Here is a 17,023-nt window from a genome sequence, read left to right on the forward strand (position 1 = left end):
CGCCTGGAGATGTTCACTTACGCCTGGTGGCCGTTGATGTAATCAATGGCAGCCTGAACGGTGGTGATTTTCTCAGCTTCTTCGTCCGGAATCTCAGTATCAAACTCTTCTTCCAGAGCCATTACCAGCTCAACGGTGTCAAGAGAATCAGCGCCCAGGTCTTCAACGAAGGAAGCATTGTTGGTAACTTCTTCCTGCTTAACGCCCAGCTGCTCGCCGATAATTTTCTTAACGCGTTCTTCGATAGTGCTCATACTCTTAAATTTCCTATCAAAACTCGCTTTCGCGATGGTTTTCGTAGTGTATAAAATGTTGAAAAATTTGCAACTAAATCCCGGCAGGTCTTACCACGATTTTGCGCTATTTTGAGGCCGTTTGCCCTAAGAACGCAAATCTTTTCGCACAAAACCGCACAGAGAACCGTGCGAAGTGCGCGGTTCCTGAACGTTTTGCACAAATCTCGGTCAGACCATGTACATTCCGCCGTTGACGTGCAGCGTTTCACCAGTGATGTAACTTGCTTCGTCAGAGGCTAAAAATGCAACCGCGCTGGCGATTTCATTTGGGGTGCCAAGGCGCCCCGCAGGAACTGCCGCCAGCGTACCCGCACGCTGCTCATCGGTCAGCGCACGCGTCATGTCCGTTTCAATAAAGCCCGGAGCAACAACGTTTACAGTAATACCGCGGGACGCAACTTCACGCGCCAGTGATTTACTGAAGCCGATCAGACCCGCTTTCGCCGCGGCGTAGTTGGCCTGACCCGCATTTCCCATGGTACCAACCACAGAACCGATAGTGATAATACGTCCATGACGCTTTTTCATCATAGCGCGCATTACCGCTTTTGACAGACGGAAAACCGATGACAGGTTGGTTTCGATAATATCGTTCCACTCGTCATCTTTCATGCGCATTAACAGATTGTCGCGAGTGATCCCGGCATTATTCACCAGGATATCCACTTCGCCAAACTCTGCGCGCACATTTTCCAGAACAGATTCAATAGATGCCGGGTCGGTCACATTCAACATCAGACCTTTACCATTGGCGCCTAAATAGTCGCTGATCGCCTGCGCGCCGCTTTCGCTGGTCGCAGTACCGATAACTTTCGCGCCACGGGCGACGAGCGTTTCAGCGATAGCACGGCCAATACCGCGGCTTGCACCGGTAACCAGCGCGATTTTTCCTTCAAAACTCATGGTTTTCCTCTTTTATTGCTCAAGCGCCGCAGACATCGCCGCCGGCTCGTTAAGCGCGGAAGCGGTCAGGGTGTCAACAATACGTTTGGTCAGGCCGGTGAGGACTTTACCCGGGCCAACCTCATACAGATGCGATACGCCCTCGGCAGCCATAAACTCAACGGTTTTGGTCCACTGCACCGGGCTGTACAGCTGGCGCACCAGCGCGTCGCGAATGGCGTCCGGCGCGGTTTCGCACTTCACGTCGACGTTATTCACCACCGGAATCGTCGGCGCGTTGAAGGTGATTTTCTGCAGCTCTACCGCCAGTTTTTCTGCGGCTGGCTTCATCAGCGCGCAGTGGGACGGCACGCTCACCGGCAGCGGCAGCGCGCGTTTGGCGCCGGCGGCTTTACAGGCGGCGCCAGCGCGTTCAACGGCCTCTTTGTGCCCGGCGATAACCACCTGGCCCGGAGAATTGTAGTTCACCGGAGAGACCACCTGCCCTTCGGCAGACTCTTCACAGGCTTTGGCGATAGCGGCGTCGTCCAGACCGATAATCGCGGACATGGCGCCGGTACCTTCCGGTACGGCTTCCTGCATGAATTTACCACGCAGCTCAACCAGGCGAACGGCATCAGCGAAACCGATAACGCCCGCGCATACCAGCGCGGAGTATTCGCCGAGGCTGTGACCCGCCAGCAGCGCTGGCGCTTTGCCGCCCTGCTGTTGCCAGACGCGGTACAGCGCCACGGAGGCGGCGAGCAGCGCCGGTTGAGTCTGCCAGGTCTTATTCAGTTCTTCTGCCGGGCCCTGTTGCGTCAGCGCCCACAGATCGTAACCCAACGCTGCGGAAGCTTCACCGAAGGTCTCTTCAATGACCGGCCAGGCGGCAGCCATTTCGGCCAGCATGCCTACGGCCTGAGAGCCCTGCCCCGGGAACACAAATGCGAATTGCGTCATGTTTAAATCCTTATACTAAAAACGAACCAGCGCGGAACCCCAGGTGAAACCGCCACCAAAGGCTTCCAGCAAAATCAGCTGACCGCGCTGAATACGGCCATCGCGGACGGCCTCATCCAGCGCGCAAGGGACTGACGCCGCGGAGGTGTTGCCATGGCGGTCGAGGGTCACAACGACGTTATCCATCGACATACCCAGTTTCTTCGCCGTCGCGCTGATAATACGCAGGTTAGCCTGATGCGGCACCAGCCAGTCCAGCGCTGAACGTTCAAGATTATTCGCTGCCAGCGTCTCATCAACGATGTGCGCCAGCTCGGTGACCGCCACTTTGAAGACTTCGTTGCCGGCCATCGTCAGATAGATCGGGTTTTCCGGATCGACGCGATCGGCGTTCGGCAGGGTCAGCAGTTCGCCATAGCTGCCGTCGGCATGCAGATGCGTCGAGATAATGCCCGGCTCTTCGGAGGCGCCCAGTACAACCGCGCCGGCGCCGTCGCCGAAAATAATAATCGTTCCGCGATCCGCCGGATCGCAGGTGCGCGCCAGCACATCGGCGCCAACAACCAGCGCATAATCTACCGCGCCGTTCTTCACATACTGATCGGCGACGCTTAGCGCATAGGTGAAACCGGCGCAGGCGGCGGCGACATCAAACGCCGGGCAACCCTTAACGCCCAGCATTGACTGGATCTGGCATGCAGAACTCGGAAACGCGTGCGTGCCGGAGGTGGTCGCAACGATAATCAGACCAATTTGCTCCGCGGACACGCCCGCCATCGCCAGCGCCTGCTTTGCGGCTTCAAAGCCCATCGTAGCAACTGTTTCATGCGCTGCGGCAATACGACGCTCACGGATACCTGTGCGGGTGACAATCCACTCGTCAGAGGTTTCTACCATTTTTTCCAGGTCGGCGTTTGTACGCACTTGCTCGGGCAGATAGCTGCCGGTACCAATAATCTTCGTATACATGTACGCTCAGTCACTCTTGGGTGATATACCCGCCTCGTTCAACCGCCGCGGCGTCAATCGTGGCCATTCGTCCCGCTTTGCTGTCGGGCGTTCACGTCACTGTCGCTTTCCGGCAGCTCGAAACCAGCTGGGTATAAAGATTCCAGGCGCGCGGCGATCCGCTGAGGGATCTGCCGCTGCACCGCCTGCACTGCCTGCTCTATCGCGACGCTAAAGGCGCGTTGATTGGCAGCACCATGACTCTTGATCACGGAACCGCGCAATCCTAACAGACAGGCGCCATTATACTGGTCGGGGTTGAGGTGACTGAATCGCCTCGCCAGGCTTTTTTGTAACCAACGTTTTAGTAACAGCAGCCACCACGACCGTTTTTTGCCCTCTCCCTGAGATTTCAGCAGTGAAAGGAACATTCTGACAACACCTTCCATGGTTTTTAATGTGACGTTGCCCGTGAATCCATCACAAACCAGCACATCGGTTTTTCCGGTCAACAGTTCATTGGCTTCAAGATAGCCGATGTAGTTGAGGGAAGGCAGCGTTTTGAGCACTGCGGCAGCATCGCGGATGCTGCCGAGGCCTTTCATCTCTTCTTCGCCGATGTTCAACAAAGCGACGCGGGGGTTGGCAATGCCGACCACTTCTTCCGCCAGCACCGCGCCCATTACCGCGAACTGCACCAGCATCGTGCTGTCGCAATCGACGTTGGCGCCGAGATCCAGCACCACGGTTTTGCCCTTCTGCTGGTGCGGTAAAACCGTCACCAGCGCCGGCCGCTCAATACCTTCGATCGGTTTGAGCAGCAGTTTCGCCAGACCCATCAGCGCGCCGGTGTTGCCAGCGCTGACGCAGGCTTGCGCCCGCCCTTCTTTCACAAGCTCCAGCGCCACGCGCATTGAGCTTCCGCGACTGCTGCGGATAGCCTGTGCGGGTCGCGCATCACTGGCAATAACTGACTGCGCAGGAATGATCTGCAGACGCGAACGTTGTTCGAAATCAGCTTTGGCGAGTAATGGCGTGATGGCGTCGGGATCGCCGACTAAAAGAAGTGTGAGTTGCGAATTAGAGTTCAGTGCCTGCAGTGCTGCAGGCACCGTCACGGATGGGCCGAAATCGCCCCCCATGACATCTAACGCCAGGGTTAGACGTGTCAAGGTATCGTCGCTGCCCGGTTCGGTGATTCCCCAGTTGCCCGGGGAGTCCTCACTAAGCTTCATCACGCTGGCACCCGCGAATATTCACGCTGCAGACGCAACAATCCGGGCATAAATGCCCCCAGCGACCGGGTTAACCGAGTTTCCAGGGACGCAAACGCCCGCCTTGGCCTGCAACGGGAAATCCTGCGAGTATCGCGTGATTACTTAGCGATAACCTTGCGACCGCGGTAGAAACCGTCGGCAGTGATGTGGTGACGCAGGTGTTTCTCACCAGAAGTTTTGTCTACAGACAGGCTGGTGACTGCGGTCAGCGCGTCATGGGAACGACGCATGCCACGTTTGGAACGGGTTGGTTTATTCTGTTGTACGGCCATGGACCTTACTCCTCAATTACTTACGCTTTAAGCTGGCTAATACGGCAAATGGGTTTGGTTTTTGTGCCTCTTCAGGCAGTTCGCCAAAGACCATGTCCGCGTCGGACACTTCACAGTGTTCAGAATCATGCACCGGAACTACGGGCAGGGAGAGGATAATTTCATCCTCGACCATTGCCTGCAGGTCGATTTCACCGAATTCGTTAACCTCAATCGGCTCATACGCTTCCGGTAGTGCTTCGGCCTGTTCGTCATTTCTGACGGGGCTAAAACAATACGTGGTGTGGACGTGATGGGAGAACGGTTTCCCGCAACGCTGGCATTCGAGAGTTACCGTTACCTTTGCATCGCCAGTAATAACGGCGAGACGCTGGTTATCGATAGCGAACGACATGCTGCATTCCACATCGCTGTCCACGCTGACTACAGAATCGGTTACACGTTCAACCTGATCGCGGGCATAGATGCCTTCGTAATCAAGGCGTTTTTGAGCCGTGCGTACCGGATCAAGAGTCAGGGGTAATTTTACCTTTTGCATAGGGCGCGCATATTAACTTTGTAATGTCATAGAGTCAAAGAAAAAGGCAGCCTCAGGTTGCCTTTTGCCATTTATTCGCACACATTGCGGCGCATAGTTTAAGATGATGCTCTGCGAAGCGCTATATGTGGATGAAAAAATATGTCTGATCTTATCCTCGCGTCAACCTCTCCCTGGCGGCGCATGCTGCTGGAAAAACTGGGTTTACCGTTTGAATGTGCCGCGCCTGACGTCGACGAAACGCCCCGGCCTGATGAATCCGCACGTCAGCTTGTCACCCGACTGGCGCAGGCCAAAGCGCAAAGTCTGGCCACACGCTTCCCTAATCACCTTATTATAGGCTCCGATCAGGTTTGCGTACTGGACGGTGAAATCACCGGCAAACCGCACACCGAGGAAAATGCCCGCAGGCAGTTAAGAAAGGCCAGCGGGTCAATCATTACCTTTTATACCGGACTGGCGCTGTACAACTCTGCCAGCGGCCATCTGCAAACCGAATGCGAACCCTTTGACGTTCACTTTCGCCATCTCAGTGATAAAGAGATAGAAGGCTATGTGCGCAAAGAGAACCCGCTGCAGTGCGCCGGGAGTTTCAAGAGCGAAGGATTAGGCATTACGCTGTTCGAACGGCTGGAAGGCCGCGACCCGAACACCCTGGTCGGTTTACCCTTAATCGCGCTCTGTCAGATGTTGCGCCGTGAAAACTACAACCCGCTGTTAGGCTGAGGCAAAAAAAACGGCGGAACTGATTCCGCCGTTGCGCTTATTTGCTCTTCCGTAGCACCTGTAAACAGTGCTTCAGCTGGTTGTCCAGCGGCGCCTCAACGCGCATCACCTCCCCGCTCCCCGGGTGGGTAAACTTCAGCGCCGCCGCGTGCAGGAACAGGCGGTTTAAGCCGGTAGCGGACAGCTGCTTGTCGAACTCGCGGTCGCCATAGCGGTCGTCAAAAGCGATAGGATGGCCGGCATACTGGGTATGAACGCGGATCTGATGCGTGCGGCCGGTGACCGGGCTGCAGCGCACCAGCGTGGCGAATTCGTAACGCTCTTCCACTTTAAAACGCGTCTCCGACGGCTTGCCTTCCTGACTCACGCGAACGATGCGCTCCCCGCTCTGCAGAATATTCTTCAACAGCGGGGCCTGGACCACTTTGGTATGCGACTGCCACTGGCCGCGCACCAGCGCCAGATAATCTTTCTGCATGCCTTTATCGCGCAGTTGCTCGTGCAGCGAACGCAGCGCTGAGCGCTTTTTCGCCACCAGCAGCACGCCGGAGGTATCCCGGTCGAGACGATGCACCAGCTCAAGGAAGCGCGCCTCCGGGCGCAGGGCGCGCAGCCCTTCAATCACGCCGAAGCTTAGGCCGCTGCCGCCGTGTACCGCGGTACCAGAAGGCTTATTGAGCACCAGAATATGATCGTCTTCATAGAGGATCACCTCAGAGAGCGCGGCCACTTTCTGCAGGTGCGGCGATACCGCCTCTTCTTCACGCTCCGCCACGCGCACCGGCGGGATACGGACTTCATCGCCCGCTTCCAGCTTATACTCCGGCTTCACGCGCTTTTTGTTTACCCGCACCTCGCCTTTACGCAGGATGCGATAAATCATGCTTTTCGGTACGCCTTTCAATTGCGTACGCAAAAAGTTGTCGATACGTTGCCCCGCTTCATCAGCAGCAATGGCAACCATTTTTACGGTTGGGGTCTCAGTTTTCATGGTGCGCGATTCTAAATAGCCGGACGCATTAGCGCCACTCATTTTTATATGCTTATATTTATCATTATCCTGTTTTCACGGTTTACCTGACCGCCATTTTGTTTGTTATTAGAACAATCTGTATGGGCAGGTGATAAAACTGTGAGTAACCGGGTGATAAAAGGTGAAAGTCAACTTGCTATAACAAGGTTAGCAATGGAATAATGAGACCGTTTTCCGTATTGCATCTTGTTAGAACAAGACATTAGCGGAATGACCAATTTTGTCTGACCGATCGCCCACGCAGCAATGGCGTAAGACGTTGTGATCTTTCAGACAGTTAGCGGGCTGCGGGTTGCAGTCCTTACCGGTACAGGCTCTATGGATTTCAAGTCGCAGGAAGGCGTCAACTCCGGGACTCCCGGGAGCTCATCTGGATCGCCAGATCGAGGTGAGCAGGTTAAGCCACCATGCCTGCAACGCGAAAGACGACGAGTATAAATGGAATATTCTCTGGTGATACATCCCAGGCTGTTCCCCTGAATAATTGCGCTGTGTTTCCGTTTGAAACATAGGCGACCGACACTCTGCGCCTCTTAAGCGCGCGATAACCGTGAGGTTGGCGACGTGAACCAGACACGAGGCCATCGGTTTTCCCCCGGAAAGGCATTACTCTGCCCGCAGCTTAGTCGTCAATGTAAGAATAATGAGTAAGTTACGATGAAAAGAATGTTAATCAACGCAACTCAGCAGGAAGAGTTGCGCGTCGCCCTTGTTGATGGGCAGCGCCTGTACGACCTGGATATCGAAAGCCCCGGGCACGAACAGAAAAAAGCGAACATCTACAAAGGCAAAATCACCCGCATTGAACCCAGCCTTGAAGCCGCGTTTGTTGATTACGGCGCCGAGCGTCATGGTTTCCTCCCCCTCAAAGAAATCGCCCGCGAATACTTCCCCGCCAACTACAATGCGCATGGTCGTCCTAATATCAAAGACGTACTGCGGGAAGGTCAGGAAGTTATCGTGCAGATTGATAAAGAAGAACGCGGCAACAAAGGCGCTGCGCTCACCACCTTTATCAGCCTGGCGGGCAGCTATCTGGTACTGATGCCGAACAACCCGCGCGCCGGGGGAATTTCCCGCCGTATCGAGGGCGACGACCGTACCGAACTGAAAGAAGCGCTGGCGAGCCTGGAGCTTCCGGACGGCATGGGCCTGATCGTTCGCACCGCTGGCGTCGGCAAATCCGCCGAAGCCCTGCAGTGGGACCTGAGCTTCCGCCTGAAGCACTGGGAAGCGATTCAGAAAGCCGCGGAAAGCCGTCCGGCGCCGTTCCTGATCCACCAGGAAAGCAACGTCATTGTCCGCGCCTTCCGTGACTACCTGCGCCAGGACATCGGCGAAATCCTGATCGATAACCCGAAAGTGCTTGAGCTGGCGCGCCAGCATATCGCCGCGCTGGGTCGTCCGGATTTCAGCAGCAAAATCAAACTGTACACCGGTGAAATCCCGCTGTTCAGCCATTATCAGATCGAATCGCAAATTGAGTCCGCCTTCCAGCGCGAAGTGCGCCTGCCTTCCGGCGGGTCTATCGTTATCGATAGCACCGAAGCGCTGACCGCGATCGATATCAACTCCGCCCGCGCCACCCGCGGCGGCGATATCGAAGAGACAGCCTTCAATACCAACCTCGAAGCGGCTGACGAAATTGCCCGCCAGCTGCGTCTGCGCGACCTCGGCGGCCTGATCGTTATCGACTTCATCGATATGACCCCGGTTCGCCACCAGCGCGCCGTGGAGAATCGTCTGCGCGAAGCCGTCCGTCAGGACCGGGCGCGCATTCAGATCAGCCATATTTCGCGCTTCGGCCTGCTGGAGATGTCCCGTCAGCGCCTGAGCCCGTCGCTGGGCGAGTCCAGTCACCACGTCTGCCCGCGCTGCTCCGGCACCGGCACCGTGCGTGATAACGAATCGCTGTCGCTCTCTATTCTGCGTCTGATCGAAGAAGAAGCGCTGAAAGAGAATACCAAAGAAGTCCACGCCATTGTTCCGGTACCGATCGCCTCCTATCTGCTGAACGAAAAACGTGCCGCAGTGAGCGCTATCGAATCCCGTCAGGGCGATGTGCGCGTTATTATCGTGCCAAACGACGAAATGCAAACGCCGCACTACTCCGTCCTGCGCGTGCGCAAAGGTGAAGAAACCTCAACGCTGAGCTATCTGCTGCCGAAGCTGCATGAAGAAGAGATGGCGCTGCCAGGCGACGATGAGCCGGCGGAGCGGAAACGTCCGGAACAGCCGGCCCTGGCCGCTTTTGTCATGCCAGATGCGCCGCCAGCCCCGATGCTCGAAGAGCCTGCCGCCGCGCCTGTCGCCGCAGCGGCACCGGTCGCGGCCGCCGCACCGGCGCAGCCTGGCCTGCTCTCACGCTTCTTCAGCGCGCTGAAGAATATCTTCTCTGGCGCCGAAGAGGCCAAACCGGCTGAAGTTCAGATCGAGAAGAAAGCGGAAGAAAAACCGGAGCGTCAGCAGGAGCGTCGTAAACCGCGCGCCAACAACCGCCGCGACCGCAACGACCGCCGTGATAACCGCGACAATCGTGACAACCGCGATAACCGTGACAATCGCGACACCCGTGCGGACAATGCCGAGGGCCGTGAACCGCGCGAATCGCGTGAAGAGAATCGTCGCAACCGTCGCGAGAAGCCGTCGCAGAACGTGGAAGCCCGTGATGTTCGCCAAACCTCAGGCGACGACGCGGAGAAAGCGAAATCCCGTGACGAGCAGCAGCCGCGCCGCGAACGCACCCGCCGCCGCAATGACGACAAACGTCAGGCGCAGCAGGAAGCCAAAGCGCAGACTCGCGAAGAGCCGGTTGTGCAGGAGACGGAGCAGGAAGAGCGTGTACAAACTCTGCCGCGTCGTAAACCGCGCCAGCTGGCACAGAAAGTGCGCGTTGAGTCCGCTGTCGTCGAGCCAGTTGCCGAGATCGTGCCAGAAGCCGTAGTGGCTGAAGTTATCGCTCCGCACAGCGAGCCGGTGAAAGCCGAGCTGCCGGCAGGGGTGGAGAGCGTTGCGGACCAGGACGAAAATGGCGAATCCCGTGAAGCGAACGGTATGCCGCGTCGCTCACGTCGCTCCCCGCGTCACCTGCGCGTCAGCGGTCAGCGTCGTCGTCGCTATCGTGACGAACGCTATCCGACCCAGTCGCCTATGCCGCTGACCGTAGCCTGCGCATCGCCGGAGATGGCTTCCGGTAAAGTCTGGATCCGCTACCCGGTGGTTCGTCCGCAGGATCAGCAGCCGGAAGAGGTTCAGGTTCAGGACGCCAGCGTCGCGAAAACTGTCGAGGCCGTAGCGGCCCCGGTTGCCGTCGTTGAAACCGTTACCGCTGCGCCGGTCACCGTCGAGCCGGCTACCATGGAACCAGTAACCGCTGAGCCGGTAGTCGTCGAGCCGGTAGCGGCCGCCGAGCCGCTGGTCGTTGATGCTGCGGAAGTTGTCGCGCCAGCAGCCGTCGAGCCAGCGCCTCAGGAGCCGGTCACCGAAGCACCGGCTGTCGAAGCGCCTCAGGCTATCGCGCCAGTGACGCTCGACCCCGAGCCGGTGGTGGTAGAGCCTGAAGCGCTGGAAACGACGCCTGTCGTTGCAGCGCCAGTTGAAACCATCGCCCCGGTCGCAGAAACCGTGGAGCAAGCGCCAGTGATCGAAGCGGCCCCTGCCGAACCGGTCAAAGCCGAGCCCCCGGTGAGCAAGCCGGTCGTAGTGGCGGGTCATCGCCATGCCACCGCGCCAATGACCCGTGCGCCAGCTCCGGACTATGTCCCGGAAGCACCGCGTCACAGCACCTGGGTGCGCCCGCCGTTCGCCTTTGAAGGTAAAGGCGCCGCCGGTGGTCATAGCGCGACCCATAAAGCCACCGCTGAACCGACTCGCCCACAGCCCGTCGAGTAAGCGTGCTTAATAAAAAAACCGGCCTTTGGCCGGTTTTTTTATGCGCTTTGCGGACGCTGCATCCCGGCGAGATCCGGCATGATCTCCCGCATCAGGTCGAGGAACTTACGCAGGCGTGTCGGGTAATAGCGCGCCCAGGGATAAACCAGATGAACCGGCAGCGAGGCGGGTCGCCACTGCGGGAACAGCTCAATCAGCCGTCCGGCGGCAATATCCTCCACGACCGTCCAGCTGGACACCATCGCCACCCCCAGCCCCGCCAGCGCGGTGTTGCGCGCGACGTAAAGACTGTCAGTGCTCAGACAGGGAGTAATCGCTGTAGAGACAATCTGCCCGCTTGCCTGATGCCTGAGCCGTACCTCATGCTGATAAAAGGTATTAATGGCGATCCATGGCAGGCCCGATAACGCCTCCAGCGAGGTTAACGGCGGATACTTCGCCAGCAGCTCAGGAGAAGCCACTACGCAGCGCGGCACTTCCGCCAGCAGTACGGATACCGTTGCTGGATCCACCTCCGCCCCCACGCGAATAGCGCAGTCGATATTATCGCTGAGGAAGTCGACGGTATTATCGTTTAGCATCCACTCCACCGACAGCTGCGGATGGCGCTGTAGAAATGCCACCAGCGGCGCCAGCAGCTGCTGCTGGCCAAACGCGTGGGGCGCCCGCACTCGCAGAACGCCCACCGGCCGATCGTCGGCAATACGCAGGTCATCCTCCAGCGCCAGCCAGGCGTCCACCACCTGACGGGCGTGACGATAACAGCGTTCGCCATCGTCAGTGAGCTTCATCGCATGGGTGGTGCGCAGGATCAGCTTAACCCCCAGCAGCCCTTCAAGGGACTGCAGGCGGCGGCTGACGGTCGCCTGGGTAGTGTCCATCTGCCCTGCGGCGGCGGAGAGCGATCCGGCCTCTACGATGCGGATATAGGTGCGCATCAGCTCAATGCGGTCTATACGCTCTTGTCTTTTCATTTTCCTTTTGCCTATACGTGCTACGTATAACCGTTTTACCACCAGCCCGGCTACCGCGCCAGTCGCGTTCAGGGAAAAATAGCCCCATCGCATCTATGAGGCATTGAACATGACACCGACTTCCCTTTCCACCCGCGACGCAGGCTGGATTATCTTCATTCTCGCACTCGGCGCCGGCTTTAGCGTCGCCTCTATTTACTACGCGCAGCCGCTGCTGCCGTTGATGGGCGCCAATCTCCACCTGACTGTAGAAGGTATGGGTCTGGTCCCTACCCTGACGCAGGCGGGTTATGCGCTCGGCATTCTGTTCCTGCTCCCGCTCGGCGACCGCCACGATCGCCGCCGGCTGATCCTGGTGAAAAGCGCGCTGCTGGCGCTCCTGCTGCTCCTGTGCAGCCTCACCGGCCAGCTCAGCTCACTGCTGGTGGTCAGTCTGCTGATCGGTATGGCGGCGACCATGGCGCAGGATATCGTCCCGGCGGCGGCGATCCTCGCCCCGGCGGGCAAGCAGGGAAAAATGGTGGGCACCGTGATGACCGGGCTGCTGCTGGGGATCCTGCTCTCCCGGACGGTCAGCGGCGTGGTGGGCGCCGTATTCGGCTGGCGGGTGATGTATCAGGCGGCGGCGGTCAGCGTCGCGCTGATTGGCCTGGTAATGTGGCGCGTCCTGCCGCGCTTCGCTGTGCACTCGACGCTGAGCTATCCGCAGCTGATGGCCTCGATGGCGCATCTGTGGCAGCGTTACCCGGCATTACGCCGCGCCGCGCTAGCTCAGGGCGCGCTCTCCATCGCCTTTAGCGCCTTCTGGTCGACGCTGGCGGTGATGCTCTCCGAACACTATCACATGGGCAGCGCAGTAGCGGGCGGTTTCGGTATCGCCGGGGCCGCCGGGGCGCTGGCCGCGCCGCTTGCCGGCGGTCTGGCCGATAAATTTGGCGCCGGTAAGGTGACACAGATGGGTGCGGCGCTGGTCACCCTCTCCTTTGCCCTGATGTTTGTGCTGCCGCTGCTGCCAGTGCACGCTCAGTTGGCGCTGATTGCCCTGTCGGCGATTGGCTTTGACCTTGGCCTGCAGTCAAGCCTGGTGGCGCATCAGAACCTGGTATATGGCCTTGAGCCACAGGCCCGCGGCCGCCTCAACGCCCTGCTATTCACCGTGGTGTTTATCGGGATGTCGCTGGGATCGGTGCTGGGCAGTAAGCTGTACGTGCTGGCCGGCTGGAACGGAGTGGTCACGCTGGCAGTGATCACTGGCGCGCTAGCCCTGGCGATCCGCCTGCTGGAGAATGCCCGCATCCTCGCTGCCGAACGCAGCGCATCATAAAAAACCCCGCTTCGCCTGAGGCGAAGCGGGGTTTTTCTACCCTCACAACCGCTTACGCCGTGCGACGGACAAACTCTTTCACGCGGAAGCCCAGCACCAGCAGCGTGGCGAAATAGGCTACCACCCCGGCGATAACCACCGCCAGCAAACGCATCAGACGGAACGGCATCGTCCCCAGCGACCACTCAGGCATGAGATGCATGACGCCCAGCAGCGCCGCGGCCATAACCAGCACTGCAATAATCAGACGCAGCAGGAAGGCCAACCAGCCCGGCTGCGGGGTGAAAATTTTCTGTTTACGCAGCTGCCAGTAGAGCAGCGCGGCGTTCAGGCAGGCCGCCAGGCCGATGGACAGCGACAGACCCGCATGCTTCAGCGGGCCGATAAACGCCAGGTTCATTACCTGAGTCATAATCAGGGTGATAATAGCAATCTTGACCGGGGTCTTGATGTCCTGACGGGAATAAAAGCCCGGCGCCAGCACTTTCACCACGATAAGGCCCATCAGCCCCACGGAATAGGCCACCAGCGCGCGCTGGGTCATCGCCGCGTCAAAGGCGCTGAATTTGCCGTACTGGAACAGAGCCACGGTCAGCGGTTTGGCGAGGATCCCCAGCGCCACCGCGCTCGGCAGCGCCAGCAGAAAACAGAGACGCAGTCCCCAGTCCATCAGCCGGCAATACTCGTCATGGTTACCGCTGGCGAAGCTTTTTGACAGCGATGGCAGCAGGATAGTGCCGAGCGCCACGCCCAGCACGCCGGAGGGAAACTCCATCAGGCGGTCGGCATAATACATCCACGACACCGAGCCCGACACGAGGAATGAGGCGAAAATGGTATTGATAATAAGGGAGATCTGGCTTACCGACACGCCAAGGATCGCCGGCCCCATCTGCTTCACCACCCGCATCGCGCCGGCATCTTTCAGATTAATTCGCGGCAGGACCAGCATGCCAATCTTCTTCAGATGCGGCAGCTGGTAAGCCAGCTGCAGCACGCCGCCGACCGTCACCGCCCAGGCCAGCGCCAGCACCGGCGGATGGAAATACGGCGCGGCAAACAGCGCAAAACCAATCATACTGACGTTGAGGAACGTCGGCGCAAAGGCCGGCACCGAGAAGCGGTTCCAGGTATTGAGGATCGCCCCCACCAGCGAAGCCAGGGAGATCAGCAAAATATAGGGAAAGGTAATACGCAGCAGCTGGGTGGTTAGCGCAAACTTATCGGCGGTATCGGCAAAGCCGGGCGCAGTAATGGTGATTACCCACGGCGCCGCCAGCATCCCGATAACGGTAACGATAGCCAGGGCCAGGGTCAGCAGCCCGGAGACGTATGAGACAAACACGCGGGTGGCATCTTCGCCCTGCTTGCTTTTATATTCGGCAAGGATCGGCACAAACGCCTGTGAGAAGGCGCCTTCGGCAAAAATACGCCGCAGCAGGTTAGGCAGTTTGAAGGCGACAAAAAAGGCATCGGTCGCCATCCCGGCGCCAAAAATACGCGCCACAATCGCATCGCGGGCAAAGCCCAGCACGCGCGAAAACATGGTCATCGAACTGACTGCCGCCAGTGATTTTAAAAGGTTCATTACGCTGTTATTCCAAACCCTGGAGTAAAACGCCCGCAAATGCGGGCGCTGGAAAGTGGCGATAGTCTACCGGGTTCAACATGAATTACTACTGTCAGTTGTTACAATGGATTATTCGCTAATGGCGTCGCGCCACAGTTTCTCAACGATCCGCTGAGCCAGCAGCGCCTGTTCGCCTGCAGTTTCAGGAACTGTCTGATTTTGCACGCATTCGATAAAATGGCGCGCGCAGCCGACAAAGCCGCGCTGCTCAAGGGTGGTTTGCCAGCCGGCAACCGGGCGCTGGACCACGCCATGACCGCACTCCTCCTGCCATTCGCGCATCTCGCTGACGGCATATAACCCGCCATCCGTGACCGCCTGCACCCACTCGCGCTGGCTGCCTGCGCGACGATGCATGCTGGTGGTGACCTGCAGCCGGGGCGAACTGAACTGATGTTCGGCATAGAGCATTTCGCCCTGCGGGGTGATCTTCAGCGCGCCGCCGCGCAGACGTGCCTGACCGTCGGCCAGCCATAGCGCGGTATCCACCACATGCAGATAGTCATCAAGCAGCGTAAAGCGCAGATCGTTGCCGACGCTATCGCTACGATGCTTATCCATCCGCAGCGAGGCCGCCTCGCCCAGCCGCCCCTTCAGCTCCCGATAGAGCGGCGCGAAGCGGCGATTAAAACCGACCATCAACGTCAGTCGACGTCGCGCCGCCAGCTCGACCAGCGTCTCCGCCTCACTCAGCTTGTCCGCCAATGGTTTATCCACACAAACATGAACCCCGGCATTCAGTAAGTGATTCACTACTTCATAATGTGAAGCCGTCGAGGTATGGACAAAGACCGCATCGCACTGTGCCGCCAGGGCATCGAGGGAATCAGCGTATGGCATCCGCCAGGTTTCGCAGATCCGCAGCGCCTTCTCTTTACCCGGCGACCAGGCCGCCTGCAGCGTCCAGCTTTCCGCCGCCCCCAGCACCGGCAGCCACGCTTTCTGCGCAATGCTGCCTAAGCCGACCACCCCAATGCGCAATCTTGTCCCCACGTTTTAGTCTCCCAGATGGTGTAACAGCGAATCGAGGCGCGCTTTCAGCTCCGCCACCTCGCCCTCCAGCGCTTCAACCCTGGCGCGCAGATCGCCGTCATCGTCCAGCGGCGCGAGAGCTTCCACTGTGGTGATCAGCGTGTCCATATCGTCGCAAAACAGATGCATATAGCGGCTTTCCCGTTTTCCCGGCTCCCGGGGCAGCCGGGCGACGAAGGGGCCATCTTCGCGCGTCGCCAGCCCTTCCAGCACGCTTTCCACTTCCGCCATATCGCTGAACTCATACATCCGCTGCGCCCGGCTGCGTAGTTCGCCCGGCGCCTGAGCACCGCGCAGCAGCAGCGTCGTGACCACCGCGACCTCGCCGGCGCTAAGCTTCAGATCGCCAAATTCAGAGTTGCAAAAGCGCTGTTCATACTTGGTGACGCGATTACCGAATCCGCTGACCGTGCGCAGATAGTGCCGTTTCACAAGCGTATCCAGCAGGGCCTGGACCTCGCTTTCGCTCAGCGACATCACTGGCTCGCGGTTGGTTTTCTGATTGCAGGCGGTCACCACAGCATTTACCGACAGCGGATACTGCTCGGGGGTGGTGACCTGCTTTTCCAGCAGGCAGCCAATGACGCGCGCTTCATGCGCAGTTAACTGATATTTCATCCTCTCTCCTTAACGTCCCGCAGACCAGTCCGGCGTCGTTAGCGCCGTCAGTACATGGTCACGCCACTGCCCGTCAATCAGCAGATAATCTTTGGCGTAACCCTCTTTTTCAAACCCCAACCGCGCCAGCAGCGCGCCGCTGCGCTGATTATGCGGCATGTAGTTGGCCATAATGCGATGAATATGCTGCGTGCGCTGCATATAGCGAATCGCCGACGTCAGCGCTTCAAACATCAGCCCCTGCCCCTGCCACTTCTCGCCAATGGAATAGCCAAGATAACAGGCATGGAAAGATCCGCGCACCACGTTGGAGAAATTCGCCACACCGATGATCTCTTTTTCCTCAGGGTCGAGCAGCGCGAAATAAAAAGCTGACCCCTGCTTATGAAACTCAGCGATCATCGACAGACGCGCCTGCCATCCGGAGGGATAGCAGTGGCTGTCGTCACGAACCGGCTCCCAGGGTTTTAAGAACGCTTTATTTTCGGCGTAATAATCGGCCAGACGCCAGGCGTCACGATCGTGAACCAGGCGCACCACCAGCCGGTCCGTCGTCAAACGCACCTTCGGCACGTTACTGCGATAGCCAAACATTTCCTTTTTCAGTCCCCCTGACTTC

At 58.5% G+C, this 17,023-nt stretch carries 16 protein-coding genes; 3 read left to right on the forward strand and 13 right to left on the reverse strand.

The features are described 5' to 3' along the window. Positions 1 to 17 precede the first annotated feature (17 nt). From acpP to yceD, 7 genes are all read right to left on the reverse strand, one after another. A complete protein-coding gene (gene acpP / locus KB892_RS15735) occupies positions 18 to 254 on the reverse strand; it encodes an acyl carrier protein (RefSeq protein ID WP_000103754.1) in 237 nt (78 codons plus the stop codon). Between the two features lie 210 nt (positions 255 to 464). Further along, the gene (gene fabG, locus KB892_RS15740; RefSeq protein ID WP_002899294.1) at positions 465 to 1,199 is read right to left on the reverse strand and encodes a 3-oxoacyl-ACP reductase FabG; all 735 of its coding nucleotides are present in this window, start codon (positions 1,197 to 1,199) and stop codon (positions 465 to 467) included. 12 nt (positions 1,200 to 1,211) lie between these two features. Further along, complete coding sequence (gene fabD, locus KB892_RS15745; protein WP_002899289.1) at positions 1,212 to 2,141, reverse strand: ACP S-malonyltransferase; 930 nt, start codon at positions 2,139 to 2,141, stop codon at positions 1,212 to 1,214. Between the two features lie 15 nt (positions 2,142 to 2,156). Next, complete coding sequence (locus tag KB892_RS15750; protein WP_002899288.1) at positions 2,157 to 3,110, reverse strand: beta-ketoacyl-ACP synthase III; 954 nt, start codon at positions 3,108 to 3,110, stop codon at positions 2,157 to 2,159. Positions 3,111 to 3,163: 53 nt separating this feature from the next. Next, positions 3,164 to 4,261: a phosphate acyltransferase PlsX gene (gene plsX / locus KB892_RS15755; RefSeq protein WP_004224085.1), complete on the reverse strand. Its 1,098-nt coding sequence runs from the start codon at positions 4,259 to 4,261 to the stop codon at positions 3,164 to 3,166. A 203-nt stretch (positions 4,262 to 4,464) separates the two neighbouring features. Then, complete coding sequence (rpmF, locus tag KB892_RS15760; protein ID WP_000290724.1) at positions 4,465 to 4,638, reverse strand: 50S ribosomal protein L32; 174 nt, start codon at positions 4,636 to 4,638, stop codon at positions 4,465 to 4,467. A 16-nt stretch (positions 4,639 to 4,654) separates the two neighbouring features. After that, positions 4,655 to 5,176 carry a 23S rRNA accumulation protein YceD gene (gene yceD / locus KB892_RS15765; RefSeq protein ID WP_002899276.1) on the reverse strand — a complete coding sequence of 174 codons (522 nt, stop codon included), beginning with the start codon at positions 5,174 to 5,176 and terminating at the stop codon, positions 4,655 to 4,657. A gap of 141 nt (positions 5,177 to 5,317) precedes the next feature. Here yceD and KB892_RS15770 point away from each other — a divergent pair, with 141 nt between their 5' ends. Further along, the gene (locus KB892_RS15770) at positions 5,318 to 5,902 is read left to right on the forward strand and encodes a Maf family protein (RefSeq protein ID WP_002899273.1); all 585 of its coding nucleotides are present in this window, start codon (positions 5,318 to 5,320) and stop codon (positions 5,900 to 5,902) included. A gap of 37 nt (positions 5,903 to 5,939) precedes the next feature. Here KB892_RS15770 and rluC read toward each other — a convergent pair whose 3' ends face one another. Further along, positions 5,940 to 6,893, reverse strand: coding sequence for a 23S rRNA pseudouridine(955/2504/2580) synthase RluC (gene rluC / locus KB892_RS15775; RefSeq protein WP_002899271.1), 954 nt, complete (start codon positions 6,891 to 6,893; stop codon positions 5,940 to 5,942). 699 nt (positions 6,894 to 7,592) lie between these two features. On the opposite strand from rluC, the gene rne reads away from it, so the two are divergent. After that, positions 7,593 to 10,826, forward strand: a complete 3,234-nt coding sequence (gene rne / locus KB892_RS15780) for a ribonuclease E (RefSeq protein ID WP_004152941.1) — start codon at positions 7,593 to 7,595, stop codon at positions 10,824 to 10,826. Between the two features lie 38 nt (positions 10,827 to 10,864). On the opposite strand, the gene KB892_RS15790 is transcribed toward rne, so the two are convergent. After that, positions 10,865 to 11,893 (reverse strand): LysR family transcriptional regulator, encoded by a 1,029-nt coding sequence (locus tag KB892_RS15790; protein WP_004218670.1) that lies wholly within the window; start codon positions 11,891 to 11,893, stop codon positions 10,865 to 10,867. Between the two features lie 16 nt (positions 11,894 to 11,909). Here KB892_RS15790 and KB892_RS15795 point away from each other — a divergent pair, with 16 nt between their 5' ends. Beyond that, positions 11,910 to 13,124, forward strand: a complete 1,215-nt coding sequence (locus KB892_RS15795) for an MFS transporter (RefSeq protein ID WP_004147923.1) — start codon at positions 11,910 to 11,912, stop codon at positions 13,122 to 13,124. Between the two features lie 52 nt (positions 13,125 to 13,176). Here the strand turns inward: KB892_RS15795 and murJ are convergent, their stop codons facing one another. From murJ to rimJ, 4 genes are all read right to left on the reverse strand, one after another. Further along, the gene (gene murJ, locus KB892_RS15800; RefSeq protein ID WP_002899104.1) at positions 13,177 to 14,712 is read right to left on the reverse strand and encodes a murein biosynthesis integral membrane protein MurJ; all 1,536 of its coding nucleotides are present in this window, start codon (positions 14,710 to 14,712) and stop codon (positions 13,177 to 13,179) included. 111 nt (positions 14,713 to 14,823) lie between these two features. Next, positions 14,824 to 15,735: a Gfo/Idh/MocA family protein gene (locus KB892_RS15805; RefSeq protein ID WP_004140718.1), complete on the reverse strand. Its 912-nt coding sequence runs from the start codon at positions 15,733 to 15,735 to the stop codon at positions 14,824 to 14,826. A gap of 15 nt (positions 15,736 to 15,750) precedes the next feature. Further along, complete coding sequence (locus KB892_RS15810) at positions 15,751 to 16,404, reverse strand: YceH family protein (RefSeq protein WP_004150823.1); 654 nt, start codon at positions 16,402 to 16,404, stop codon at positions 15,751 to 15,753. Between the two features lie 9 nt (positions 16,405 to 16,413). Further along, complete coding sequence (gene rimJ / locus KB892_RS15815) at positions 16,414 to 16,998, reverse strand: ribosomal protein S5-alanine N-acetyltransferase (RefSeq protein ID WP_002899099.1); 585 nt, start codon at positions 16,996 to 16,998, stop codon at positions 16,414 to 16,416. Positions 16,999 to 17,023 lie beyond the last annotated feature (25 nt).

Source organism: Klebsiella sp. P1927 (genome assembly GCF_018204675.1).
Lineage (GTDB): Bacteria > Pseudomonadota > Gammaproteobacteria > Enterobacterales > Enterobacteriaceae > Klebsiella > Klebsiella pneumoniae.